The organism is Bradyrhizobium sp. HKCCYLS3077 (assembly GCF_051167555.1).
Lineage (GTDB): Bacteria > Pseudomonadota > Alphaproteobacteria > Rhizobiales > Xanthobacteraceae > Bradyrhizobium.
The window spans coordinates 584,408-607,551 of record NZ_JBNPTH010000002.1 but is presented as its reverse complement, the minus strand read 5'-3'; the positions used below and the strand labels follow the sequence as shown (position 1 = coordinate 607,551).

At 65.2% G+C, this 23,144-nt stretch carries 37 protein-coding genes; 7 read left to right on the top strand and 30 right to left on the bottom strand.

All coding sequences use genetic code 11. The features are described from left to right. Positions 1 to 35: 35 nt before the first annotated feature. Complete coding sequence (gene modD / locus ACQR0Z_RS08915) at positions 36 to 902, bottom strand: ModD protein (protein WP_434918363.1); 867 nt, start codon at positions 900 to 902, stop codon at positions 36 to 38. A 121-nt stretch (positions 903 to 1,023) separates the two neighbouring features. On the opposite strand from modD, the gene ACQR0Z_RS08910 reads away from it, so the two are divergent. After that, positions 1,024 to 1,587 (top strand): DUF2478 domain-containing protein, encoded by a 564-nt coding sequence (locus tag ACQR0Z_RS08910; RefSeq protein ID WP_434918362.1) that lies wholly within the window; start codon positions 1,024 to 1,026, stop codon positions 1,585 to 1,587. 26 nt (positions 1,588 to 1,613) lie between these two features. Here the strand turns inward: ACQR0Z_RS08910 and ACQR0Z_RS08905 are convergent, their stop codons facing one another. The 11 genes from ACQR0Z_RS08905 to nifH form a co-directional block, all read right to left on the bottom strand. Then, the gene (locus tag ACQR0Z_RS08905; RefSeq protein ID WP_434859293.1) at positions 1,614 to 1,820 is read right to left on the bottom strand and encodes a TOBE domain-containing protein; all 207 of its coding nucleotides are present in this window, start codon (positions 1,818 to 1,820) and stop codon (positions 1,614 to 1,616) included. 152 nt (positions 1,821 to 1,972) lie between these two features. Next, positions 1,973 to 2,269 (bottom strand): ferredoxin family protein, encoded by a 297-nt coding sequence (locus tag ACQR0Z_RS08900; protein WP_006609708.1) that lies wholly within the window; start codon positions 2,267 to 2,269, stop codon positions 1,973 to 1,975. A gap of 42 nt (positions 2,270 to 2,311) precedes the next feature. Further along, positions 2,312 to 3,619 carry an FAD-dependent monooxygenase gene (locus ACQR0Z_RS08895; protein WP_434859292.1) on the bottom strand — a complete coding sequence of 436 codons (1,308 nt, stop codon included), beginning with the start codon at positions 3,617 to 3,619 and terminating at the stop codon, positions 2,312 to 2,314. Between the two features lie 19 nt (positions 3,620 to 3,638). Then, positions 3,639 to 4,745, bottom strand: a complete 1,107-nt coding sequence (locus ACQR0Z_RS08890) for an electron transfer flavoprotein subunit alpha/FixB family protein (RefSeq protein WP_434859291.1) — start codon at positions 4,743 to 4,745, stop codon at positions 3,639 to 3,641. A 35-nt stretch (positions 4,746 to 4,780) separates the two neighbouring features. Then, complete coding sequence (locus tag ACQR0Z_RS08885) at positions 4,781 to 5,626, bottom strand: electron transfer flavoprotein subunit beta/FixA family protein (protein WP_434859290.1); 846 nt, start codon at positions 5,624 to 5,626, stop codon at positions 4,781 to 4,783. A gap of 257 nt (positions 5,627 to 5,883) precedes the next feature. Further along, on the bottom strand, positions 5,884 to 6,222 hold the full coding sequence (gene nifW / locus ACQR0Z_RS08880) for a nitrogenase stabilizing/protective protein NifW (RefSeq protein ID WP_434918361.1): 339 nt from the start codon (positions 6,220 to 6,222) through the stop codon (positions 5,884 to 5,886). Continuing rightward, a complete protein-coding gene (gene cysE / locus ACQR0Z_RS08875; RefSeq protein WP_434918360.1) occupies positions 6,219 to 7,010 on the bottom strand; it encodes a serine O-acetyltransferase in 792 nt (263 codons plus the stop codon). The genes nifW and cysE overlap by 4 nt, the downstream gene beginning before the upstream one ends. 2 nt (positions 7,011 to 7,012) lie before the next feature. Further along, complete coding sequence (nifV, locus tag ACQR0Z_RS08870; protein ID WP_434859288.1) at positions 7,013 to 8,152, bottom strand: homocitrate synthase; 1,140 nt, start codon at positions 8,150 to 8,152, stop codon at positions 7,013 to 7,015. 331 nt (positions 8,153 to 8,483) lie between these two features. Then, positions 8,484 to 8,978: an iron response transcriptional regulator IrrA gene (gene irrA / locus ACQR0Z_RS08865; protein ID WP_434876464.1), complete on the bottom strand. Its 495-nt coding sequence runs from the start codon at positions 8,976 to 8,978 to the stop codon at positions 8,484 to 8,486. Positions 8,979 to 8,996: 18 nt separating this feature from the next. Beyond that, positions 8,997 to 9,722 (bottom strand): nitrogen fixation protein NifQ, encoded by a 726-nt coding sequence (locus ACQR0Z_RS08860; protein WP_434918359.1) that lies wholly within the window; start codon positions 9,720 to 9,722, stop codon positions 8,997 to 8,999. Between the two features lie 84 nt (positions 9,723 to 9,806). After that, entirely contained in the window at positions 9,807 to 10,694 is an 888-nt protein-coding gene (nifH, locus tag ACQR0Z_RS08855; RefSeq protein ID WP_012045780.1) for a nitrogenase iron protein, read from the bottom strand. 419 nt (positions 10,695 to 11,113) lie between these two features. On the opposite strand from nifH, the gene ACQR0Z_RS08850 reads away from it, so the two are divergent. Together ACQR0Z_RS08850 and ACQR0Z_RS08845 are read left to right on the top strand one after the other, a co-directional pair. Continuing rightward, the gene (locus ACQR0Z_RS08850) at positions 11,114 to 11,545 is read left to right on the top strand and encodes a response regulator transcription factor (protein ID WP_041756928.1); all 432 of its coding nucleotides are present in this window, start codon (positions 11,114 to 11,116) and stop codon (positions 11,543 to 11,545) included. A 1-nt stretch (position 11,546) separates the two neighbouring features. Further along, positions 11,547 to 11,963: an ArsC/Spx/MgsR family protein gene (locus ACQR0Z_RS08845; protein WP_434918358.1), complete on the top strand. Its 417-nt coding sequence runs from the start codon at positions 11,547 to 11,549 to the stop codon at positions 11,961 to 11,963. 18 nt (positions 11,964 to 11,981) lie between these two features. Here ACQR0Z_RS08845 and ACQR0Z_RS08840 read toward each other — a convergent pair whose 3' ends face one another. The 3 genes from ACQR0Z_RS08840 to ACQR0Z_RS08830 are packed head-to-tail and all read right to left on the bottom strand — an operon-like array spanning position 11,982 to position 12,943. After that, complete coding sequence (locus ACQR0Z_RS08840) at positions 11,982 to 12,344, bottom strand: (2Fe-2S) ferredoxin domain-containing protein (protein ID WP_006609696.1); 363 nt, start codon at positions 12,342 to 12,344, stop codon at positions 11,982 to 11,984. Further along, positions 12,341 to 12,670, bottom strand: coding sequence for a Grx4 family monothiol glutaredoxin (grxD, locus tag ACQR0Z_RS08835; RefSeq protein ID WP_434918357.1), 330 nt, complete (start codon positions 12,668 to 12,670; stop codon positions 12,341 to 12,343). Before grxD ends, ACQR0Z_RS08840 begins: the two co-directional genes overlap by 4 nt. Positions 12,671 to 12,709: 39 nt before the next feature. Next, positions 12,710 to 12,943, bottom strand: a complete 234-nt coding sequence (locus ACQR0Z_RS08830) for a BolA/IbaG family iron-sulfur metabolism protein (protein WP_434918356.1) — start codon at positions 12,941 to 12,943, stop codon at positions 12,710 to 12,712. 263 nt (positions 12,944 to 13,206) lie between these two features. On the opposite strand from ACQR0Z_RS08830, the gene ACQR0Z_RS08825 reads away from it, so the two are divergent. The 4 genes from ACQR0Z_RS08825 to ACQR0Z_RS08810 all read left to right on the top strand — a co-directional run bounded on the left by ACQR0Z_RS08825 (position 13,207) and on the right by ACQR0Z_RS08810 (position 15,216). Then, positions 13,207 to 13,698: a tetratricopeptide repeat protein gene (locus ACQR0Z_RS08825; protein WP_434918355.1), complete on the top strand. Its 492-nt coding sequence runs from the start codon at positions 13,207 to 13,209 to the stop codon at positions 13,696 to 13,698. Positions 13,699 to 13,794: 96 nt separating this feature from the next. Beyond that, the gene (locus ACQR0Z_RS08820) at positions 13,795 to 14,157 is read left to right on the top strand and encodes an iron-sulfur cluster assembly protein (protein WP_434918719.1); all 363 of its coding nucleotides are present in this window, start codon (positions 13,795 to 13,797) and stop codon (positions 14,155 to 14,157) included. A 37-nt stretch (positions 14,158 to 14,194) separates the two neighbouring features. Beyond that, positions 14,195 to 14,950, top strand: a complete 756-nt coding sequence (locus ACQR0Z_RS08815) for a dienelactone hydrolase family protein (RefSeq protein WP_434918354.1) — start codon at positions 14,195 to 14,197, stop codon at positions 14,948 to 14,950. A gap of 23 nt (positions 14,951 to 14,973) precedes the next feature. Continuing rightward, positions 14,974 to 15,216, top strand: a complete 243-nt coding sequence (locus ACQR0Z_RS08810) for a hypothetical protein (RefSeq protein ID WP_434859280.1) — start codon at positions 14,974 to 14,976, stop codon at positions 15,214 to 15,216. Positions 15,217 to 15,476: 260 nt separating this feature from the next. Here ACQR0Z_RS08810 and ACQR0Z_RS08805 read toward each other — a convergent pair whose 3' ends face one another. From ACQR0Z_RS08805 to nifB, 15 genes are read right to left on the bottom strand one after another with little or no spacing between them, the layout of a single operon-like run. Continuing rightward, a complete protein-coding gene (locus tag ACQR0Z_RS08805) occupies positions 15,477 to 15,935 on the bottom strand; it encodes a group II truncated hemoglobin (protein ID WP_434918353.1) in 459 nt (152 codons plus the stop codon). A 15-nt stretch (positions 15,936 to 15,950) separates the two neighbouring features. After that, entirely contained in the window at positions 15,951 to 16,118 is a 168-nt protein-coding gene (locus tag ACQR0Z_RS08800; protein WP_006609688.1) for a hypothetical protein, read from the bottom strand. A 10-nt stretch (positions 16,119 to 16,128) separates the two neighbouring features. Beyond that, on the bottom strand, positions 16,129 to 16,443 hold the full coding sequence (locus tag ACQR0Z_RS08795; RefSeq protein ID WP_434876470.1) for a DUF6156 family protein: 315 nt from the start codon (positions 16,441 to 16,443) through the stop codon (positions 16,129 to 16,131). Between the two features lie 38 nt (positions 16,444 to 16,481). Next, a complete protein-coding gene (locus ACQR0Z_RS08790) occupies positions 16,482 to 16,688 on the bottom strand; it encodes a hypothetical protein (RefSeq protein WP_434876471.1) in 207 nt (68 codons plus the stop codon). Between the two features lie 12 nt (positions 16,689 to 16,700). Beyond that, positions 16,701 to 17,009, bottom strand: a complete 309-nt coding sequence (locus ACQR0Z_RS08785) for a 2Fe-2S iron-sulfur cluster-binding protein (protein WP_172185768.1) — start codon at positions 17,007 to 17,009, stop codon at positions 16,701 to 16,703. Positions 17,010 to 17,045: 36 nt separating this feature from the next. After that, positions 17,046 to 18,260 (bottom strand): DegT/DnrJ/EryC1/StrS family aminotransferase, encoded by a 1,215-nt coding sequence (locus tag ACQR0Z_RS08780; RefSeq protein WP_434918352.1) that lies wholly within the window; start codon positions 18,258 to 18,260, stop codon positions 17,046 to 17,048. A 2-nt stretch (positions 18,261 to 18,262) separates the two neighbouring features. Then, on the bottom strand, positions 18,263 to 18,523 hold the full coding sequence (locus ACQR0Z_RS08775) for a hypothetical protein (protein ID WP_434876473.1): 261 nt from the start codon (positions 18,521 to 18,523) through the stop codon (positions 18,263 to 18,265). A gap of 17 nt (positions 18,524 to 18,540) precedes the next feature. Further along, on the bottom strand, positions 18,541 to 18,897 hold the full coding sequence (locus ACQR0Z_RS08770) for a DUF3024 domain-containing protein (RefSeq protein ID WP_434859274.1): 357 nt from the start codon (positions 18,895 to 18,897) through the stop codon (positions 18,541 to 18,543). Between the two features lie 15 nt (positions 18,898 to 18,912). Then, a complete protein-coding gene (locus ACQR0Z_RS08765) occupies positions 18,913 to 19,152 on the bottom strand; it encodes a nitrogen fixation protein NifZ (protein ID WP_012029017.1) in 240 nt (79 codons plus the stop codon). Next, entirely contained in the window at positions 19,149 to 19,472 is a 324-nt protein-coding gene (locus ACQR0Z_RS08760; RefSeq protein WP_009032133.1) for a nitrogen fixation protein NifZ, read from the bottom strand. The genes ACQR0Z_RS08765 and ACQR0Z_RS08760 overlap by 4 nt, the downstream gene beginning before the upstream one ends. Continuing rightward, a complete protein-coding gene (locus tag ACQR0Z_RS08755) occupies positions 19,469 to 20,242 on the bottom strand; it encodes a 4Fe4S-binding leucine-rich repeat protein (protein ID WP_434859272.1) in 774 nt (257 codons plus the stop codon). The genes ACQR0Z_RS08760 and ACQR0Z_RS08755 overlap by 4 nt, the downstream gene beginning before the upstream one ends. Further along, positions 20,235 to 20,768: a hypothetical protein gene (locus ACQR0Z_RS08750; RefSeq protein WP_434859271.1), complete on the bottom strand. Its 534-nt coding sequence runs from the start codon at positions 20,766 to 20,768 to the stop codon at positions 20,235 to 20,237. The genes ACQR0Z_RS08755 and ACQR0Z_RS08750 overlap by 8 nt, the downstream gene beginning before the upstream one ends. Positions 20,769 to 20,779: 11 nt before the next feature. Next, positions 20,780 to 21,109: a HesB/IscA family protein gene (locus ACQR0Z_RS08745; protein ID WP_315721320.1), complete on the bottom strand. Its 330-nt coding sequence runs from the start codon at positions 21,107 to 21,109 to the stop codon at positions 20,780 to 20,782. A gap of 10 nt (positions 21,110 to 21,119) precedes the next feature. After that, complete coding sequence (locus ACQR0Z_RS08740; RefSeq protein ID WP_006609676.1) at positions 21,120 to 21,344, bottom strand: YfhL family 4Fe-4S dicluster ferredoxin; 225 nt, start codon at positions 21,342 to 21,344, stop codon at positions 21,120 to 21,122. Positions 21,345 to 21,399: 55 nt separating this feature from the next. Beyond that, positions 21,400 to 22,962, bottom strand: coding sequence for a nitrogenase cofactor biosynthesis protein NifB (nifB, locus tag ACQR0Z_RS08735; protein ID WP_008960281.1), 1,563 nt, complete (start codon positions 22,960 to 22,962; stop codon positions 21,400 to 21,402). Positions 22,963 to 23,144 lie beyond the last annotated feature (182 nt).

The window sequence follows — 23,144 nt, the reverse complement described above, 5'->3', positions numbered from 1 at the left end:
GCCGCGAACGAGGCTCCGATGCAGGCGTGGCGCGATCATGCCGCCGGCGGCTTCCGCGAGATTAGCACCTGCACATCGCGCGGGCGCGCCAGAAAGGGCGCGGATGTCACCAGCAGATCGGCACCGGCTGCGGCATAGTCAGCTGCATTGCCGGCGTTGACGCCGCCAGCGGCTGCGATGATCGGTCGCCTCGGCAAGGCGGCCATCGTCTCGACCCGTTTCACGAGCGCGCCGATCTCCGCCGGCGGAAACTTCTCGGCCTGGATGACGTCGAAGCCGGCCACGGCCGCCGCAACCGCCTGCTCGATCGTCGTGACTTCGATGACCAGCCGCTTCTCCGGCGCTCCCCGCCGCAGCCGCTCCGCAATGTCGGCCAAGGGCACATCGTCGAGAAAAGCCCGATGCTCCGGAAAGACCAGAAGCGTCTCCGACAGGCCAAGCCGATGCATCACCGCGCCGCCGGCCTTCACGGCGGCAACGGCGAACGGTTTGGTGCCGGGCACGTTCTTGCGGGTGCAGGCCACGGCGATCCCAGGCTTCACTGCACGCGCCGCGCCGACGATCGCGGCCGCCTCGGTGGCAACGCCAGACCAGATCTCGATCAGCGTCTGTGCCACCTTCCAACTGCGCAGCAGGCCGGCAGCGTCGCCCTCTGCGCGCAGGATCTGAGCGCCCTCCTCGAGCACCGTCCCGCTGCCCGACAACAATTCGACGCGGCAGCCCGTCAGCTCGATCAGCGCGGCCGCATCCTCCGCCAGCGCCAACACCATCCGTCCCCGCGCAGCGAACTGCATCACGCCGGGTTCGGCTCCTATTCCGAGCGTCTCCGTCGTCAGGTCGCCATAGGGGACATCATCGCGCAGGAGCGCTTCGAGATCCTGTTTCGTAGCGGTGGTCGGCACGCGCGACATCTCCTCTTGGTCCCCGGGACCGTTTCTCGATATATCTCCAGCGCGCTGCTCGACCTCGATCGCCGGACCAACATGGTCAGGCGGGAGGACGACAGCCATCCGAGGTCGCCCCATGACGCCGCACGAACTTGCCGAGCCGGCCGAGCTCGATCCGCCCCGCCTGGCGGCCATTCTCTACGGACCGGGCGACGACGCCGACACCCTGCTCGACGATTTCGTGCAAGGCCTGGTACAGCGCGGGGTGCGCGTCGGCGGCATCGTCCAGCGCAACACGCGGGACGAGATCGGCCGCAAGAGCGGAATGGATGTCATCGACCTCACCAATGGCGATACGATCTCGATCTGCCAGGACCTCGGCAGCGGATCCACCGCCTGCAAGCTCGACTCCGCAGGCCTCGCCGAAGCCGGCATGGCCGTCCATCGCGCCATCGCCGCTCATGCCGATCTCATCGTGGTGAACAAGTTCTCCAAGCAGGAATCGGCTGGCGGCGGATTGCGCGGCGAGCTCGCTGACGCGATCACGTCCGGAATTCCGGTGCTGACCGCCGTGCCGCAGAAATGCATCGAAGACTGGCGGACCTTCACCGGCAATCTCGGCACCCTGCTGCCCCCGTCGCGCTCCGCAATGGAGTCCTGGTGGCTGGACCTCAGCACGGTTCGTACCTCCGCCGGCTGACCGGCGCCGGCGCATAAGGCTGGCCGCTACTTGCCGATCATCACATCGGACGACTTGATCACGGCCGACACAGTGTCGCCGACGGCGAGCCCAAGCTCTTCCACGGCTTCATTGGTAATCGCCGAAAACACCGTCAATCCCGGCGCGAGCTCGACCCTGACATGGGCCGTGGTCGCGCCCTTGGACACCGAGACGACCGTCCCCGGCAAAACATTCCGTGCGCTCAGCTTCACCTGCCGCTCCTCATTCCCCCGCAGCTCCATTGCTGCGATCGGATGTAAGCAGAGACGGCACAAGGACTCAATGACCTATATCAATTATGATATAGGATAGACCGGACGGCCACACGCGTCATGCGCTACGCCGTCCCTGGCCTCTGCCAATCTCAACCGAACTTGAACAGCACGCCGTAACCGCCGCGCGGATAGCTCCACTCGATGTCGCCGCTGGCCTCGCCGATCACCCGGCAGGTGCCGCATTCGATGCAGCCGTCGACGGTGATCTCGACCTGGCCGGAATCGTTCAGCTCATAGCACCGCGCCGGGCAGGCCTTGAGCAGCGCCTTGAGCTGCGGGCTCGGCGTCGTATGCGGACGGACCTTGATATGGGCCCGGCCGGGATCGACCTGGTAGCGATTGTAGAACAGCTTGTCTTCGACCCGCACTGCGACATCCGTGCTCATGTCCGTTCTCCCTTGGGTTCGGTTGCTTCGTTCATTCCTCGACTAGCGCCACGCCCGCGCGAACTTGAAGGCGTCGCCAAACAGGCCCGTCCATGACCGCGCACTCACGAAGGAGCGCAGCGTGCTGCTCTCCTTCTCCTTCTTCGGCGTGCCGTCGACGCGCACGAAGTTCTGCATTGCCTTGGAGACGAGCTGCGGATAGGTGAGGAAGAAGTTCTGCGACTGGTTGTGCAGCAGCGCCGGCATGTCCTTGTACTTCTTCAGATCCTTGATGACGAAGGACTCCTCCAGCATCTTCTTGTAGAGCGAAAGGTTAGCCTTGGTCATCGGATCGCGGCGCGACTTGACCTGGAAGATCGCCTCGGCCGCGATGCGGCCGGAGGTCATGGCAAGGTTCGATCCCTCGCGATGAATCGCATTGTTGAGCTGGGCGGCATCGCCGACCACCACCCAGCCATCGCCGCAGAGCTCGGGAATCGCGTTGTAACCGCCTTCGGGGATCAGGTGCGCCGAGTACTCCTTCACCTCCGAGCCCTCGATCAGCGGCGCCACCGACGGATGCCGCTTGAAGTTCTCGAGCAAGCCGTAGGGCGTCTCGCCGGTCTTCTGGAAGTCGGAGACGAGACAGCCGATGCCGAGCGAGATGCACTCCTTGTTGGAGTAGATGAAGCCCATGCCGGTCATGCCGCGGGAGATCGTGCCGGCGGCCTCGATCACCGCGCCTTCGTCGCCCTTGAGGTTGAAGCGTGCCTCGATCGTCTCGCGCGGCAGGAAGTGCATCTCCTTGACCGCAAGCGCAACGTTCTCCGGCTTCGGCCGCTCGCGCAGGCCGGCGCGCGTGCCGAGCAGGCCGTTGACGCCTTCGGCCAAAACGACCACGTCGGCGTGGATCTCACCATCGCGGCGATCGGTCCTGACGCCGATCACCTTCCCGTAGGCATCCTGAGCCAGCTCCGTTACCGTGGTCTCGCACAGCACCGTGGCGCCGGCTTCCTTGACCTTGGACGAGAACCATTTGTCGAACTGGGCGCGGATGATGGTGTAGCGGTTCGGCTTCTCCTCGTTGAAGTCGTCCGACTTGTAGTGCAGACCGACATGCGACTTGTCGTCCAGCATCCAGAAGCGCTGCTCGACCAGGTGCCGCTCCAGCGGCGCCTCCTCGCGGAACTCCGGGATCAGCTTCTCCAGCATGTCGGCATAGAGGATCGCGCCCTGCACGTTCTTCGAGCCGGAATACTCGCCGCGCTCGAGCTGCAGCACCTTCATGCCGCGCTGGGCCATGGTCAGCGCAGCCGCATTGCCGGCCATGCCGGCGCCCACGACGATCGCGTCGAAACGTTCCTCGATCATTGCCCTGCTCCTCTGGTGCCTAGCTAGCGATGCGGTCGCGCGAATGCGGCGACAGACGCGCGCGGAATGCTTCGGTCAGCGCCGGCAGTAGCCGGATCGCGTCGGTGACGATGCCGATATGCGCGAAGTCGAAGATCGGCGCGTTCTTGTCGGTGTTGATGGCGACGATCAGGTCTGCGCCCTCGACGCCGACCCGATGCTGGATCGCGCCGGAGATGCCGGCGGCGATATAGAGCTTCGGACGGATGGTCTTGCCGGTCTGCCCGATCTGGCGGTCGGAGGTGACCCAGCCCTTCTGCACCAGCGGCCGCGAGCAGCCGAACTCGGCGCCGAGCACCGCAGCCAGCCCCTTGACGAGCTGGAAGTTCTCGGGCGAGCCCAGGCCCAGACCGCCGGCGACGACGATGTCGGCATAGGCCAGATTCGATTTGGCGGAGTCGCGGTCCGGAATGAAGGACAGGATCTTGGTGACGATGTCCTCCTCGACCAGGCCGAGCTTGTGCTCGATGATCCGGGTCGCGGGCTTCTCGACGCGCTCGGGCATCGGCATCACGCGGGGGCGGACGGTCGCCATCTGCGGCCGGTAGTTCAGCGTGTAGATCGTGCAGAGCAGCGAGCCGCCGAAGGTCGGCCGCGTCGCCGCCAGCGAGCCGTCGGCATCGACGTCGAGCTCGGTGCAGTCGGCGGTGAGACCGGTCAGCAAGGTGGTCGCCACCGAGCCGGCGAGATCACGGCCCAGGGTGGTGGCACCGAGCAGCAGGATCTCAGGCTTGAAGGTGTTGACGGTGTCCGTCAGCGCCTTGGTGTAGGCTTCGTTGCGATAGTCGGTGAGCACCTCGTCGGCGACGATATAAGCGAGATCGGCGCCGTAGCAGAACGATTCCGCCGCGGCATGCTGCACGGCCTCTCCGGGCGGTCCGATCACCACCGCTGCGAGATCGACCTTCAGCTTGTCTGCGAGCTTGCGGCCGGCGCCCATCAGCTCCCAGGAGACAGGATGAACCTGGCCACGCTCCTGCTCGATGAACACCCAGACGTGCTTGTAGGCCTTGAAATGCTCCGGCAGCTCCTTCTTGGTCGCGGCGCGACCGGCTGCGGCGGGCGGTGCTTTGGTGGGTTCGCTCATGGTCGTCGTTCCCTCGATCCGTCAGAAGCCGTTGGTCAGAAGCCGTGCGCCGACGAAATCAGTTCGGCTTCGAGCTTCGGCTGGCGCTTGAACAGTTCTTCGATCAGCGCCTCCGCCGGCGGCTTATTGGCGAAGTCGACGAAGACCGCCTTTTCGGCGCGTGCCGACGGCGCGAACACGCGCTTGACGATGGTCGGCGAGCCCTTCAGGCCGCACTTGGAGATGTCCTCGACGCCTGCGTCCTTGGCGCTCCAGGTCACGATCTGCGCCCGCGCGGCGCGCAGTGCGTCGGCCATGGCGCCGCGGCGAATCTCGTTGGTCGCCTCCAGCATCGTCACGAGACAAGGCAGCTTGGTCTTGAGCACCTGCACGCCGCCTTCCGAGCGGCGCTCGGCCTCGATGGTGCGCGCGACCGGATCGACCTCGTTGATCTTGGCCACATAGGTGAGTTGCAGCAGCCCGAGCCGCTTGGCGATACCGGGCCCCACCTGTGCGGTGTCGCCGTCGATGGTCTGCTTGCCGGTGAACACGATATCCGGCGCACCGAAGGTCTCGCTGATCTTGCGGATGGCGGTCGCCAGCGCATAGGTCGTCGCCAGCGTGTCGGCACCTGCAAAGAAGCGGTCGGTGAGCAGCACCGCGCGATCGGCCCCGTAGGTCAGCGCGCGGCGCAACGAATCCTCGGCCGAGGGCGGACCCATGGTCAGCACGGTCACTTCGCCGCCGAACTTGTCGCGCAGCTGCAACGCGGCTTCAAGCGCAAACAGGTCGTAGGGATTGATGATGGTCGGCACGCCCTGGCGCATGATGGTATTGGTCACCGGATGGACGCGGATCTGCGCGGAGTCCGGGACCTGCTTGATGCAGACGACGATATGCATGCGATCTCTCCGGTGTAGGGCCTGCAATTAGGACAGCAATTGTCGTACCAGTTTCGAGCGCGATGAATCTCATCGTCGATTCAATGCCTTGACCGAGACACTTAAAATTCTGCCGAGAGGTCCTGCAGAGGTCCGACACGTCGCAAGCAACACGCGTCGGGAATACGACAGGAGCTCAACTCGCTTAGCTCGTTCGCAAACAGAAGCGCCGCCGGCAGAACCGGCGGCGCTTGCGGATATCATGATGAGTTCGTCTGCTACTTGAGAGTCGTCAGCGACACGAACGGCTTGGGCGCCGGCTTCGGCGGCGCCACGGCTTCCTTGAGCACCTTGAAGACGCGCTGGTCGAGCGGCGTCGACACTACGAAGTCCTGATAGGCCTGCTCCAGGAACGATTTGCAGCGGGTTGCGATCTCGTCGTTGGAGACGCCCGAGAAGTCCTCGCTGACGAGATACTGGCCCATCCGCCTGAGAATGTGCAGACGACAGACGTTCAGGACCTTGGGATCGTATTCGACGCCGAGCAGCTTGAAGAATTCTTCGGCCGCGGACGTCTGCTTCAGTTGCTCGAGCACATTCGGTGTTGCCGCACTCATTGCTTCGCTCCTTGAGTCAAAGTCGGGTCAACTTCGCATCCGTTGATCGGCGCCGGCGGCGGCGGCCCCTGGCGGACCTTCTGCCGGACATGCGCGAGCTGCGCTTCCAGGAACTCGATGCGGTCGAGCATCACCGACAGCGCCTCTCCCACGGGATCAGGCATCAGATGATGATCGAGATCGATGCGGCCGACGGTGCGGCGATGCGTGAACTCCGGCCGCACCACCTTGGCCGGAATGCCGACCACGGTGACGTCCGGCGGGGTGCTCTGGATGACGACGGAGTTGGCGCCCACACGCGTGCGCGGCCCGATCGTGATCGGCCCGAGGATCTTGGCGCCCGCCCCGACGACGACGCCGTTCTCCAGGGTCGGATGCCGCTTGCCCGGCGACCAGGACGTGCCGCCGAGGGTGACGCCGTGGTACAGGGTGACGTCGTCGCCGACCTCGGCCGTCTCGCCGATCACGACGCAGGCGCCGTGGTCGATGAAGAAGCGGCGGCCGATCTGCGCGCCCGGATGGATGTCGACATTGGACAGGAAGCGTCCGAGCCACGACAGCAGCCGCGCCGGAAAGCGCCAGCCGCTGATCCAGAAGCGGTGCGCGAGGCGATGCCAGATCAGCGCATGGATTCCGGGATAGGTCAGCAAGGTCTCGATCTCGCTGCGCGCGGCCGGATCGCGCGAGCGGACGCAGCCGATGTCCTCGCGGATCAGCCGGAACAACGAGGGCGGGTTCGCTTCGGCGGCGACGGGCTTGGCGATCGGGTGGTCCACGATATCGGTCATGATCAGGCAAAGCTCGCGTGCGGGTGATCACAGACTTCGCGCCAGATGGCGGCAACGGCTTCCTTCGGCACCGGCCCCTTGTGCGCGACCGCATGCTTGCGCACCCGCGCGAGGATGCGTTGCGCCTGGTCGGCGCTCGCCGGCAGGCGCAGATCCGACAGCAGCGAGGTGATCGCCGAGAGACCTGAATGCTTGCCGATCACGATCCGGTTGGAACGGCCGAATAGCATCGGATCGAGCGCCTGATAGGTGCGCTGGTCCTTGAGCAGACCGTCGACGTGAATTCCCGACTCGTGGGTGAAGACATGCTCGCCGACGATCGCCTTGTTGAGCGGAATCGCGCGCGCCGCGGCGGCGGCCACGACATTCGCGACATGGTCGAGCTCGGCCAGCACGATTCCGGTCTCGCGGCCGTACAGCTGCCGCAGCGCCACGGCGACCTCTTCCAGCGGCGCATTGCCGGCGCGTTCGCCGAGCCCGATCACCGTGACGGATGCATGCGTCGCGCCGGCCTTGACCGCGGCCAGTGTGTTGGCGGTGGCGAGACCAAGATCGTCATGGCCATGAAACTCGATTTCCAAGTCGGTCGTCGCACGCAGGGCACCGACCAGCGCGGAGGTCGCGTCGGGATCGAGCACGCTCAGCGTATCGGCGACACGGAAGCGGCGCGCACCGAGCGCCTTCGCGGTTGCGATCACCTCAGCGAGAAAGCCGACATCCGCGCGCGACGAGTCCTCCCCGCCAACGGCGACCGCCAATCCTCGGCTCCTGGCATAACCCACGACGCGCTTGAGCAGATCCAGCGCAGCACTCCGGCCGCCGCCGAGCTTGGCGGCGATCTGCACGTCCGATGTCGGGATGGAGACATTCACCATCGACACGCCCGCGGCGATCGCGGCATCGACGTCGGCCTCGCGCATCCGGCACCAGCCGATGATGGTTGCCGGCAGATCGGCCTCGACGATGGCGCGGATGGCGGCGATCTCGTCGGCCCCCATCGCAGGCGTGCCGGCCTCGATCTCGGGAACGCCGGCCCGCGCCAGCGCGCGGGCGATCGCGACCTTCTCGGTGAGGGCGAAAGCGACGCCCGGGGCCTGCTCGCCATCGCGGAGCGTGGTGTCGTTCAGGATGACCCGGGGCATCGGGCTCCCGGACGTCGAACTCCCAAGACCCTTGCTCGCGAAAGCAGAGCCGGCATCCCGGGCACTCCTGATGCCATTCTTGGGCCCGCGCGGTCCGAGGACGTCAGGCATTCACTTGCTCCGTCGCAACCTGTGTCGACCGCCAGAGCTCGACGCTCCATCCACGGCCTGTCAGTCACTCAGCAACGGCCATGCCAGGGCCGGCCACCGCTTTAATCGCTTGAATTTGCGTGTGTTTTCCGAACGACCGAGATTGTCGGCTTTGTAACAGGGTCGGAAATCGGACGTGCCGGAGATGGAAAGACTTGCGGCCGACGCGGTGGCCCGCGCCTCAGCCGTGGCGGCTGCGGCGCAGGTGAATGACGACGTCGATCCGCTCCATGGCATAGCCCGGCAGCGGCTCGGGCAGTTGCTCGAACGCGACGACATCCGGCACGTCGACGAGCTCGCCCTCGTCCTCGTAGAAGAAGTGCGGATGCACCGTGGTGTTGGTGTCGAAGAACGACCGGGAGCCGTCGACGCCGATCTGCCTGAGCAGACCGAGCTCCACGAACTGATTGAGCGTATTGTAGATGGTCGCCTGCGAGATCTTCATGCCGGTCGCGACCGCCTCGGCATAGAGCACGTCGGCGGTGATGTGACGGTTGCCATTGCCGAACAGGATGCGGCTGAGCTGCTGGCGCTGCTGGGTCGGACGCAAGCCGGCCAGCCTCAGCGCGTCCTCGCAGCGGCGCATCAGGGCCTCGCCAGCCTCGCAGGTCTCCGCTTCGGGACAGCGTCCGTGGTCGGAGTTACAGGGAGATCCAAGCTGGGGGTCCATCAACATCGTCGCAGTTCCTCGAACTCACTGTGCGGCGTTGGCCGCCTCCTGCAGCGCCACCTCGCGGCGCCGCTCGGCCATCCGGCTCTCACCGCTCTCCTCGCCAAAGCAGAGCGCGAAATCGTTGCATTGGGTGCAGACCGGCGTCGTGCACATCACGAAGCCGTCGTCCTCGCACAGCATGCGGTAGAAGAAGCGCTTCCAGCGCATGTTTCTCGTGTTGCGGCTCGCCAGCGGCCCGAAATGGCGCATCAGCAGCCGCGACAATTCGGACCGCTCGCGCAGACCGAGGTCTTCCCAGAGATGGTTCGGCTCCATCGCGCGCCGAGCGACCATCGCCGCGAGCCAGCGGCTGACGTCGCCATCGGTCGAGCGCTGTGCCGTCAGCAGATCGCGCACCATCGCGATCTCGTCGTCATCAGGCGCTGGAGCTGCGCCGTTGATCGGCAGCCAGGTCGAATCGATCGCGGCAGCGGGAAACAACTGCGCCAGCAGCGCGATCAGCTCGACGGTCGAAAGCCCTGCGCGCTCAGCGAGCGCGCCATGCTCCATCGCCGACACTGCGAGGATCGATGCGATCACGTGGCGGTCGAAGTCGAAGTCGTCGTCGATCACCGCCTCGGCTGGGTCGTTCCCTGTGAGCAGGCGGTAGATCTGCCGGCCATGATGCCGCTTGTCGTCCTCGAAAGCGAGCGGTGCTTGCAGGTTCACCGCGGCGGCATGCGACGTATCGACGATTGCGATGGTCATGGCGCGATCTCCTATCGAGGCCGATGAGAGTTCGAAGAAGAGGTACCGGCCTTCCGACGGGAGGAAGGCCGGTACCAAGACTGCTTAAGCCGTTGCGGCGAGTTCGGCGGCAGTCTTTCCGATCTGGCTCTCGTCGACCGCCTTCATGATGCCGTGCTCCATCAGCATGTCCTCGAGCTCGTCCATCGTGATCGGGGTCGGGATGATGCCCTTGCCGGCATTGCCGTGGATCTTGGTCGCCAGGTTGCGGTAGTGGTTGGCCTGGACCGACTCCGGCGCGTATTCCAGAACGGTCATGCGGCGCAGCTCGGCGTGCTGCACGATGTTGTCGCGCGGCACGAAGTAGATCAGCTGGGTGCCGAGCTTCTTGGCGAGGGCCTCAGCCAGCTCCAGCTCCTTGTCGGTCTGGCGCTCGTTGCAGACCAGGCCGCCCAGGCGCACGCCGCCGGAGTTCGCATACTTCAGAATGCCCTTGGAGATGTTGTTGGCGGCATACATCGCCATCATCTCGCCGGACATCACGATGTAGATCTCCTGCGCCTTGTTCTCGCGGATCGGCATCGCGAAGCCGCCGCAGACCACGTCGCCGAGCACGTCGTAGGACACGTAGTCGATGTCCTCATAGGCGCCGTTCTCTTCCAGGAAGTTGATCGAGGTGATCACGCCGCGGCCGGCGCAGCCGACGCCCGGCTCCGGACCGCCGGACTCGACGCAACGGATGTCGCGATAGCCGACCTTCATGACCTCTTCGATCTCGAGGTCCTCGACGCTGCCGGCGGCAGCGGCCAGGCTCAGGATGGTGTCCTGCGCCTTGGCGTGCAGGATCAGGCGGGTCGAATCCGCCTTGGGGTCGCAGCCGACGATCAGGATCCGATGACCCATCTCGGCCAGCGCGGCCAGGGTGTTTTGCGACGTCGTCGACTTGCCGATGCCGCCTTTGCCGTAGAATGCGATTTGTCGCAGGGATGCCATTCTGCTCTCCATCAACCGATTGCTATGGCCGCGCCCGCTTGCAGCGGAGCGTGACCGCGTCCTCTCATGTGTCCGAACCGGCAGACGGGTTATTGGGAAGGAGAGCATCGCTCGTCCGAAGCGTCGGCGTGCACTCAGCCCTCAACCATTGCCTGAACGGAGTTTTGCAACGGCTGTGCCATCGCCAGCGGCGCTGAAAAATGATCGTGTTTAGAAGGAGATGCCAAACAAACCGGCGAGCGATGCGGGTTGTTGCAAACCCGACATCGGAATGCTTCGCAAGATGTCGACGGCGCTGCGCTGTCCGAAACGACACAAGAATGCAGGGTTTTCAGCAGCGAAAAGCCCGGAACGGGATTTGCTAGATCCTTGTCGCAGCCTTGCGGCCAAGGATCTTGCGAAGATTTGAGGAGGATGCGATGCAGATCGGAGTTGAAACGGCGAAAGCGGTGGACCAGCGGCGCGTGTTCGTGATCGATGATGACGAGATCACCCGCGCGGCCCTGCAGTTCATGTTGCACGATGAGATCGAGACTCATGAGCTGGCGACGCCGGAAGAAGCCTATGAGAAGGGCGTCGACTGGCTGGCGCCGAACGTGGTGCTGCTCGGGGTGTCCTTTCTGAAGCAGCGCGGGCCCGAGCTGGTGCGCGAGATCGCCGCCAAGTTCAAGGGCGTCCGGATCCTGATCGTGACCGCGAAGGCCGACGAGGCGATCGCCATCGAAGGACTGAAGGCGGGCGCGCATGGCGCGGTGGTCAAACCACTGACCATCGAGTCCGTGCGCAAGAAGGTCGACACCATCCTCGGCCGCGCCGGCGGCGCGCAGCTGGTGCAGCTCGGCGGGCTCTGACGTGACCACGGTCGTGTTCTACGAGAAGCCGGGCTGCGGCACCAATGCCCGGCAGAAGTTGATGCTGACTCGCGCCGGCCACGAGGTCGTCGCGCGAAATCTCCTGACCGAACCGTGGACCGGTGAGCGGCTGCGCGCCTACTTCGCCGGAACGCCGGTGTGGTCCTGGTTCAACCCGGCCTCGCCGCGCGTCAAATCCGGAGAGATCGAGCCGGAGGCGACCAACGCGGTCGCAGCCATCGACCTGATGCTGGAGGATCCGCTGCTGATCCGCCGTCCCCTGATCGAGGCCGGCGGCCAGTGCTGCGCCGGCTTCGATCGCGAGCCGGTGCTGTCGCTGCTGCAGCGGGAGGATGATCTCGACGACGTCCAGGGCTGCACGCGGCCCGAGGCCTCGCCCTGTCCGGAGCCGCGCTGAGCGGCTCCGGTCGAAGCCTCAGCGCTTCAGCACCATCACCAGCCGGTCGACGCGCTTCCCTTGCTTGAAGTGCGATTCGACGATCTCGTCGATATCCTCGGGCTTGGTCGGCCGATACCAGATGCCATCGGGATAGACCACCATCATCGGCCCGGCGCTGCAGAAGCCGAAGCAGCCGGCCGCGGTGACGCCGACATCCGTCAGCCGCTGCGCCTCGATGGTCTTGGTCAGCCGGTCCCACAGCGGCTGCACGCCGAGCGCGCCGCAGCTGCCGCGCGGATGGCCGGGCGGACGCTGCGTCAGGCAGACGAAGGCGTGATATTTGTAGAGCTGCGGAATCTCGAAATCGTCTTCCGCCTCTGCGACACCGCCGTCGCTCATGATGCGGCCGCCTTGATGCCCTTTTCGGTCAGGAGCGTCGCGAGCTCGCCGGCCTGGAACATCTCGCGCACGATGTCGCAACCGCCGACGAACTCGCCCTTGATGTAGAGCTGAGGAATGGTCGGCCAGTTGGAGAACTCCTTGATGCCCTCGCGGATGAAGGGATCGGCCAGCACGTTGACGCCTTCATAGGGGACGTCGAGCTTAGCCAGGATCTGCGCAACGGCAGCCGAGAAGCCGCATTGCGGCGCCGCCGGCACGCCCTTCATAAAGAGAACGATGTCATTGCTGTCGATCAGCTTCTGAATGCGTTCGGATGTCGACATTGTATTATCCTTTCGTCCCTGGATGTGTCGCGGCAGCGATCATTTCGGCAATGACGTCTCGAGCGCCAGCGCATGCAGCACGCCGCCCATCTGACCCTTGAGGGCCGAATAGACCATCTGATGCTGCTGCACCCGGCTCTTCCCGGCGAAAGCCTGCGAGGTGACGCGTGCCGAATAATGGTCGCCGTCACCGGCCAGGTCTTCGATCACGACGACTGCATCCGGGAACGCCTCCTTGATCAGACGTTCGATATCAGTTGCTGTCATCGCCATCGTTGTGTCTCCCGCTGGATTGATGATGGCGTCATGCAAGCTCCGAACCAGCGATTTGCGGGTACCGGACGCTGTCCCGGCTCTGCTCAAGCGGCGATTTGACGACGAGCGCGTCGGCTTTGCGACAAGGACGACGATGCGACCCAGGCTCGGCGTTCAAAATCCAACAGGCCCGCGCGTTTTCGCCGGCTTCGCGACGATGACGGCCTCTGCTGCACCACCGCAAAAACGGTCCGCGTCTTGCAACGATTTGATCGAGGTCAATGCAGATGCTCGAACTCGTCAGTGAACCCGACACGATCAACTTCGGCGATCTTCCCGAGGAGATCGACGCGCTGCTGCAGCAGGGCGTGGCGGCCTATCGCCGCGACCACGCCCGCGCCGACCGGCTGTTTCGCCAGGCGCTCGCTGCCGCCCCGCAGGAGCTGCCGACCTATTTCTGTCTCTATAAGATTCACACTTATCAAGGCCACCTCGACGAGGCCAAGGCCGTTGCCGAGCTCGGCCTCGCCGAGGCGGCGCGCCAGGCTGGCTGGTCTTCGGATTGGCGGCAATGGGTGCCGCATGATCCGCTGCCCGACGGCGCCGGCCGCTTCGCGCTTTACACGTTGAAGGCACTGGCCTTCATCCATCTGCGCAAGAACGATCCCGACAGCGCGGCCGAAATGCTGGCCGCGCTGCGCCAGCTCGATCCGTCCGGCGCCGTCGGGTGGCCCGTCGTGGCGGCGCTCGCCGACGGGCTCGGTGCGGAGTGAGGCCCCGGCCATGCAGCATCTTCAGCGCAATCTCGACAGGACTCCCAACGACCATCCCCCGGTGCGAACCAGGACAATGAGAGGACCCAACGCATGATGAGCATGCACGCCGCTCCCCCTCCCTCCCCGTCGCAGAGCGCGCTGGCGACCGGCTCCCAAAATGCCGCCGAGAGCGTGATCGCCGCGCTACGGACGGTGTACGACCCGGAGATTCCGGTGAACGTCTACGACCTCGGTCTGGTCTATCGCATCGCGCATGAAGGCGGCGGCGCGGTCGAGATCGACATGACGCTCACGGCGCCCGGGTGCCCGGTCGCGAGCGAGATCGTCCGCATGGTCGAGGACGCGGTGCAGGCCGTCGAAGGTGTCGTCTCCGTCAAGGTCACGCTCGTGTTCGAGCCGCCGTGGGACAAGTCGCGGATGTCGGAAGAGACCGCCCTGGAGCTGGGCTTGTTGTAACGCGCGCGGGCCGCGCCGAACGAAACAGGAGCATCACATGGCTACCGAGAGCACCATCAAGCTCACCGCCAACGACGGACATACGTTCCAGGCGTTCCGTGCCGATCCAGCCGACACGCCCAAAGGCGCCATCGTCGTGCTGCCGGACGGCAACGGCTGCAGCAAGGTCCGCAAGGTCGCCGATGCCTTCGCCGCGAGCGGCTATGTCGTGATCACGCCGGAGCTGACACCGCCGGCGGCGGTCGAGACCACGGCAGACGGCGAGGCGCCGGCGGCGGCACAGGATCCGGTCGCCCCTCTGCTTGCAGAAATCCAGTCGACCGTCGACAGCGTCAAGGACTGCGGCAAGGTGGCCGTGGTCGGCTACGGTGCCGGCGGCGGCCTCGCCTACAACGCCGCGAACCGCGTGTCCGGGCTTGCCTGCGCCGTCAGCTACTACGCGACCGGCGTGGTCGACGCCGCCGGCGCCAAGCGCAAGGTCCCGACCTTGCTGCACTTCGGCGAAGCCGATGCGGTCGTGCCGTTTCCAGCCGTGAGCATGTTCCGCGCCGACCATCCCGAGGTCAGCGCCTTCTCCTATCCGAACGCCGCCCACGACTTCGACGCCGAGGGCGAGACCTATGATGAGACCGCCAGCGCGCTGGCGCAGGAGCGCACGCTCGCCTGGATCTCGCAATATGTCGTCGGCCAGCCGCCGATCACCCTGAAGAACGCCGGCGCCTATGCGCTCGCCAAGGTCGACAAGAAAAAGAAGAAAAAGGCGGATGACGACATGGGTCCGCCCGCCGATTGACACCCGATGGAGCGAGCGTCGCAATGCAGCCGACCACCATCCTGATCGACGAGCGGCCGCGCTGTGTGGTGCGGCCCAACGACACCAAGGACCTCAACCGCTTCATCCGCAACGGCAAGACCTATCTGCTGGCGGAGATGCCGGAGGGCAAGATCACCCACCGCAACGCCAGCGAGACCGAGATGGCGCAATGGCAGAACGCGCTGGCCTTGCACCGGGCCTGGGGCGGCGATGATGAAAACTTCTTCGGGGTGCCGTTGTATTAGCCGAGGTCGCGTAGGGTGGGCAAAGGCGCCACTGGCGGTGATAACTTAGCACCGCTTGACGCGCGCCGTGCCCACCATTCCAACGGCGGTGTCTGCGGATCTAGCGGCCGGTGGGCACGCTTCGCTTTGCCCACCCTACGCCTACGCCTCGTGTCTCCGTCATTGCGAGCGAAGCGAAGCAATCCAGAGTCCCGCGACGACTCTGGATTGCTTCGTCGCCTTCGGCTCCTCGCAATGACGCCTGAGACGGTGACCCGGCCTCACGGCCGCGCAGCCCGCGCGTCATGGGGATTGCCGGCCTGATTGCGCATCCAGTCGGCGAGCTTGGTCATGGCGGCGTCGACATCCTGGCGGGCCGCCACGTCCGTCACCGTCTCCTCGAGCGCGCCGCGCATGCACAGCAGCCACGCATCGCGCTCGGCGTTGCCGATCGGAAAACCCATGTGGCGCTGGCGCAGGCGCGGGTGGCCCTTCTCGGGGGAGTACAGTTTCGGGCCGCCGAGCCATTCCGAAAGATAACGCTTCAGCACGACCTTGATTGGTCCGAGATTGGTGCCGTGCATGTCGCGGATCGTCTTGGCCTCGGGCAGCGTATCCATGCGGTGGTAGAACAACTCGACCAGGCGGTCGACCACGACGGCGCCGCCGATCCGCTCATAGGGCGTAATCACCGGCCCTGCCGCCGACGTGTCCGTCTCTGTCGTGCCTGCGTCCGCCATCGCTCCGTTCCGTCTCTATTCGTCCAAGCTAGGCTGCAGGATCACCTCGGCCGGCGCGCCCGGCCCCTGCTCGGCCACGAGCTCCAGCGCGTCGACCCGCGACAATCCGGCGCCGGAGTCCATCAGCACGATAGCGTCCTTGGGCATGCTGGCAAGGGCCTCGATCAGCTTGGCGACGGTCACGGCGCTTCCCTCATGCGGCGTCCTGGCCGGCAACGGCTGCGCCGGTCTCATCGAAATGCAGTGTCGCCGGCTCCTCGTCGAGCATGACGATCTCGGCGCTGCGCAACGCTCCGTTGGCATGGTAGCTGTAGCGGTGCGTCAGCTCGACCTCGCCATACACCACCTTCTCGAACCCGGTCAGCACGCCGGCGGCATTGAAATAGCCGCGGATGAACGTGTTGCGGTTCGAGAGCTGCTCCGGCGCGATCGGCGTCACCAGCCGCAGCGGCAGCTTGACGCCCGTATACGAGACGAAGAACTGACAGTCCTGTCCTGTATCCGTCATCGCGCCGCCGCTTCGCTCTTGGTTGAGGACGCAACCGATCAGGCCGCGGTCTTCAAGGCCTCGATCTGTTCGCGCGTGGTCTTGAATACGCCGCGGCCGCCGGCAAAGGTCTGGTAGGCCTTCAGGCCGATCGCCTCGCTGAGCTTGTTGAACCATTGCTGCGGCGTCAAGGTCGCCGGCCGCTCGCTGATCTCGGCGACGGTGCCATCCGGGGCGAAACGAACGTGAAGCGTGACATTGTCCATGATGTCCTCCTGTTACAGACCTGACGAGAAGCCGAGCAGCTCGATCTTGACGTTCTCGGTGCCGAGGATCGTCGCCTGGCACGCGAGGCGGGACTTGGAGCCGACGCCGACGATGGTATCCAGCTTCTCGTTCTCGAGCTTGCTGACCTTCGACACGCCCTTGCGTCCCTCCTGCAGGAAGATGTGGCAGGAGCCGCACTTGGCCTGGCCCTCGCACTTATGCGGGATCTCGACCTCGGCCGCGAGCAGCGCCGCGAGAATGGTGGTGCCCTCGCCCACCTCGATCGTCTTTCCAGAGGGCATGACCGTCAGAGTTGCCATTGATGTTCTCCTTTAGTGGGTTGAGTTCATTTCACGTCAGTAGATCGCAGCGCCCGCTCCGACATTGACCGAGGCGTCCTTCATCGTCGCGACGATGAAGGCGATCTGGTCGGTGGTCAGATGGACGTGGAACGGCAGGGCCACCACGCGATCGGCGACCTTCTCGGTCACCAGATAGTCGCCGCGCCTGTAGCCCATGTCGAAATAGTGGCGCTGCAGGTGCAGCGGATTGGAATAGGCGACAGCCTCGACCTGCTCGACGCGGAGATCCTCGACGATCGAGTCGCGGCTGGACTTCGAGAAGCGAGTCCCCAGATGCACCTGGTACAGGAACCAGTTCACCTCGGTGACATCTGGACCGACATAGGGATCCTTGATGCCCTCGAAGGACTGCACCTGGCTGTAATAGATCTGCTCGATCAGCCGGCGCCGTTCGAGGATCTCGTCGATCCGCTTGAGCTGCGCGAGCCCGAGCGCCGCGGTGACGTCGCCCATGACCGCCTGATGCGACGGCGTACCGCTGACCACGACCGAGCTCCGCTCGTCGAGCCGGTGCGAGCGGTGGCGCCGCACCGCCACGGCGATGTCGACATCGTCGGTCACGACCATGCCGCCCTCGCCGCAGGTCAGCGCAAACGGCTGCGAGAAGTCGAACACCGAGGCCGCGCCGAAGGTGCCGACCAGCGCGCCCTTGTACTTCGAGCCAATCGCCTCGGTCGAGTCCTCGAGCAGCGTCAGGCTGTGCGCCTTGGCGATCGCGTGCAGCTCCGACCACTTGGCCGGATGGCCATTGGTGTTGCCGGCCAGAATCGCTTTGGTCTTGGCCGTGATCCGCGCCTCGATCTTGTTCGGCGCCAACGTGCCGGAATAATAGTCGATGTCGGCGAACACCGGCTTGGCGCCGACGATGCTGATCGCATGCGCGACCTCGCGGAACGAATAGGACGACGCGATCACTTCGTCGCCGGGACCGATTCCCAGGCCCTTCAAGACCAGGACAAGGCCGAGTGTTCCGCTCGGCACAGCAATGGCGTATTTGCGCCCGAGATAGGCGGCGAACGCCGCCTCGAACTCCTCGACCAGCGGCCCGTGGGACAGCCGCGGCGAGCGCAACGCGGCATCCACGGCCGCGATCTCCGCCGTCGTGATATCCGGATCGGACAGCGGGATGAAGCTCGCCTCGACCGGCGTCAGCTCGGCCTCGTCCTGCTCCTGCCGGTCGGCGTCATGCACCAGATAGGGCTTGGTCATGATCAGCCCCGCTTCGCCAGGATGAGGCCGGTGGCCTTGGCCGGGTCGTCCGTGACTCCCGCGCAGTGCTCGCTGGCGTCGAGCAGATGCAGGTCGAACGCCGCGTAGCTGCGGAACGGCACTTCGGTGACATCCGAGGCATCGCACCGCGTCAGAACCAGCTTGGGAAAGCGGCGGCGCAGCTCGCCGAACGCGGTGCTCCCGGCGTCAGGTTGCTCGAGCACCTGGGCGATCTCATTCAGTTCCTGCTCGGCCAATGCCATCTCACCCGTCCTCCTCGTTACTGCCAGAAGATCCGCTCGGGGTCGGCGTTCAGCTCGTCGACCGCCGCGGTCAACCGCTGGTGCACACTGTGCAGCTCCCAGATCCCCTTCGCGTGATCTCTCCAGAACAGCTTCCACATCGTCTTCGCGGGATCATGACGCAGCAGCGCCACGTCGATCACTCCGCCGTCCTTGTCGATGTTGCGCGAGCAGCACGGACTGCGGACCTGATAACCTTCATCGACCGGCACGACCGTCGGCTCGACGTAGCGGTAGCGTTTGCGCGACTTCAGCGCGCGCTCGATCCGCTTGCGATCCAACTCGTTGGGATGCGCAGGCAGGACGAAGCTGGGCTTAAGCGCGGCTGCCACCATGATCGATCATCGCCCTCAGACCGGGACGATCTCCTCCTCGAGACACCCGACGACGAGCTGCTCGCCGAATTCGACGAGATAGATCGGCATGTTCGCTTCGGTATGGGTGCCGACCTGCACGATCTCGCCCATGTCGCCGATGCCGACCAGCTTGGCTTCCGCCGGCGCATTCGGGAACGAGCCGTCATTGACGAGGTCGATCAGCGCCTTGACGCGCTGGCCCCATTGGTATTTCGGCATCCGCGGTTCGATCATGATCTGTACGCTCCCGGCAGCGGCAGCTCGTCCTCGGCCTCCCCGCGGGGAACGGTGGATTCGAGCTCCTTGCGTTTCATGCCGACGCGGTTTCCGCTTTCGAGAAACTCGACGCCGTAGATGTAGAACTGCTGCAGGAAGGTGCCGATCGAGACGACGTAGCCGATCTCCCCCTTCTTCGCGAGGATCTCGCCGATCTCCTTGCCCGCATAGGTGCCGTCGTTGCGGATGGTCCGCTTCGCCTTCACCTTCTCGCCGAAGGTGAAGTAGGGCGGCGCCGACAGCTCGACGACCTCGCTGTCACGAACGATGTTGCTCATGCCGGTTTCTCCATCGCAGCTCCCGAACGGTTCTCGAGCCGGCCGCGCGCCATCTCCTGCACCAGCGGATCCTCATCCCGCGCGAGTTCGGCGAGTTCGCCGAGCGGGATGCGGCTCGCGACTTCGTGGCGCACGCGCCAGTCGGCATCCTTGCGCATCGCTGTCAGCAGATCCGGCGCCAGGCGCTCGGCGATCTCCAGGCGGACCCGCGCATCGGGATCGCTGATCATGCCGAGCAGCCAGTCGCTCGGAATGCGGCGCGCGACGACCCGGCGGACCTCGGCTTCGGGATCGCCCATCATGCGGCCGAGCACGGACGGCACGATCCGGCGCGCGACGACCAGACGGACGTAATAGTCGTCATCCATCATCATCGGCATCAGGTCTTCGGGATCGAGCACGGTGGCGATACGGATGCGGACCTCGCGATGCGGATCATGGCGCAGACGCAGCACCAATCGCTTCGGCAGCCGCCGCGCCGCATTCCAGCGCACCGTCTCCTCCGGGTCGTCGAGCAGCGGCGGCAGATAGAACGGGCTCGCATGCTTGGCCGCGATCGCCCGCACCTCGAAATGCGGGTGCTTGACGTAATCGTTGGCGAGCCCCGGATTCCAGTTGAAGAAACGGTCGATGCGCCGCGCATAGCGGTCGTGCACGCAGGCGTGGCGGAGCTTGCAGCCACCGGTCGCGCTCAGCTGCTCGTGGGCGCAGCCGGTGCAGCTGATCTCGTTACCCTGCCAGTCAATGGCTTCGTCGATGTCGTCACTCATCGTCGAGCTCCACCCGGTCGACGACCTCGAGCAGCACGCGCGCGCCGATCTTGTCGGTAGGATCGAGGTCGAGCAGCTTCTGCACCGCAAGCCGCCCCTCGACGAGATTGCCGAGCCGCATCTGCAAGTAAGCGTAGCCCTTCAAGGTGAACATGAAGAAGCGCGGCAGCATGTGGTCGAAGCTGCCGAACTCGGCATGCTCCGGCCGGACGTCGCGCCAATGCGGCGGCAGATGGTTTTCAATCGCGGCCTTGGCGAGGCAGCGCTTGGCGATGCGCAGCGCGTCGTTGAGCCGCCCCTTGTAGAAATAGAACCGATAGAAGCCGATCAGGACCGCGGCATGATCCGGCGCCAGCGCCTCGGCCTGCTTCAGATGCGCCTCGGCGATGTCGTCGAGGTGATAGCTTTGGCCCGCCTCCCAGAGATGTCGCTCGGCCTCCTCCGGCAGTCCGCCACCGAGCAGCGCGTCGGCAAGCAGCGCGTCCTCGATGGCAGTCTGGGAGCTGGGCCGGGCATCGGTCGGCATTGTTGGTTGTCCTAGTCCTGCAGCGCCTTCAGCGCGTGGCTGGAGCACGACACCTGCTTCGGGTCGTGGAACACGAGGCCGGTCTGGGTCGCGGTGTCAGCGAAATCGATCGTGACGCCGTCGAGCAGCAGGCGGCTTTCCGCCGGCAGGAACAGCTTGACGCCGTCGCGCTCGACCACGGCGTCGCCGGCGAGTGGCGTCGCGAGCACGCTGATGTCCGCGGCGAGACCCGAGCAGCCGCCGGGCGACACCGCGAGGCGGAAGCCAGCACCGGCGCCGCCGTCGGCCCTCAGCATCATGCGCATGAATTTCTGCGCAGCTGGCGTGAGCGTAAAGTTCATCGGGGTCTCCTCAGGCCGGCGGCTGATAGCGCGGGAACGAATTGTCGATGACGCAGGTGTTGTCGACCGGGCAGACCGCGGCGCATTGCGGCTCGTCGAAATGGCCGATGCACTCGGTGCACTTCTTGGGGTCGATCACGAAGGTGCCGTTCTTCTCGGAGATCGCCACGTTCGGGCATTCGGGCTCGCAGGCCGAGCAGCTCGTGCATTGCGAAGCAATGATCTTCAAAGTCATGAAACGCTCCTGTCGAAAGGGGCCGGCGGCGCCGGAGCGCCGCCGGGATCGGATCTCACGCCGCCGAGGTCAGAGCGCCCTGGCGGATCTCGGCGTCACCGCGCACGACGTGCTGGATCTCGCCGCTGTTGACCTTGTCGAGATAGCTCTTGAACCAAGCGATCGCCGACTTCTCGATGAACTCGTGGGCGAACTGGTCGACCGGCTCGATGCCGGCGGCCTGCAGGTCGCTCTTCGGGCAGCCGCCGATCTTGGCCACGAACACCGCATGGCAGTCGTTGATGGCGCGGATCACGGTCTCCAGGCTGTCCTCGTCGCCATAGCCGCCCTGGCAGTACAAATCGACGCGGCGGTGACCGACGAACTTCGCACCGGCCGTGGAGAGTTCGTAGACCTGGAACTCCTTGGCGTGGCCGAAATGCTCGTTGATCAGGCCCGAGCCCTTGGTCGCCACCGCGACCAGCAGCTTGATGTCGCTGGACTGGCCGGCGAGCGAAGCAAGCTCCTCCTGGCGGGCGACGACCTTGGCGACGCGCTCGCTTTCGACCGCCTCCTGATAGGCCTTGCGGCTGTCGATGTCGTAGTTCACCTCCATCGCCATGATCTTGTCGGTGGTGAACTCCGCCGAGCGGTCCTCGCCGAGCAGGCCGACGGCGTCGGCGCGGCACTGGCGGCAGTGCCGCATCATGTTCATCTCGCCTTCGCACTCGTCCTGCAGGGCCTTGAGCTCCTGCGCGGTCGGGCCGCGCTGGCCGGTTAGGCCGAACACGGTGCCATGCTCGGGCGAGGAGATCAGCGGCATGATGTTGTGCAGGAAGGCGCCACGCGACTTCACCGCCTTGTTGACCTCGACGAGGTGCTTGTCGTTGACGCCGGGGATCATCACCGAGTTGACCTTGCAGAGGATGCCGCGCTCGGTCAGCATCTCCAGGCCCTGCAGCTGGCGGTCGGTCAGCAGCTTCGCGGCTTCGACGCCGGTGTAGCGCTTGTGCTTCCAGAACACCCAGGGATAGATCTTGGCGCCGATCTCGGGATCGACCATGTTGATGGTGATCGTGACGTGGTCGACGTTGAAGCCGGCGATGGTGTCGACATGGTCGGGCAGCGCGAGACCGTTGGTCGAGAGGCAGAGCTTGATGTCGGGCGCGGTGCGCGCGATCAGCTCGAAAGTCTTGAAGGTCTTCTCGGGGTTGGCGAGCGGATCGCCCGGGCCGGCGATGCCGAGCACGGTCATCTGCGGAATGGTCGAGGCGACGGCCAGCACCTTCTTGGCGGCCTGCTCCGGCGAGAGCTTCTCGCTGACGACGCCCGGACGCGACTCGTTGGCGCAGTCATATTTGCGATTGCAGTAGTTGCACTGGATGTTGCAGGCGGGCGCCACGGCGACATGCATGCGCGCGTAGTGGTGATGCGCCTCCTCGCTGTAGCAGGGATGGTTCTTCACCTTCTCCCAGATCTCCGGCGGCAGGTCGTTCTCGCCGGCACCCGAGCCGCAGCTCGCCTTGCCGCTGCCGCCCGAGGTGCCGCAGCCCTTGTGTTCTGCGATGGTCTGCATCACCGAGCTCAGCTTGTCGCCGTCCGGTATCGTCGCCTGTTCGTGCTGCACTGACGCGTCCATGTCCGCTCCTTAACGTTGCTGGCGAGCCGCAAACCGCCTTGGTAAGGAGTTCAGCAACTCGCGTGCCACGCCGTGGACAAGATCATTCTTGCGAACTATCAACGCCTTAGCAAAATCATCGCGGCTGTCGCCTTGCCAACATGCGAAAGCCTCTCGTTTGATGCGTTGTTAGAAACGTTACA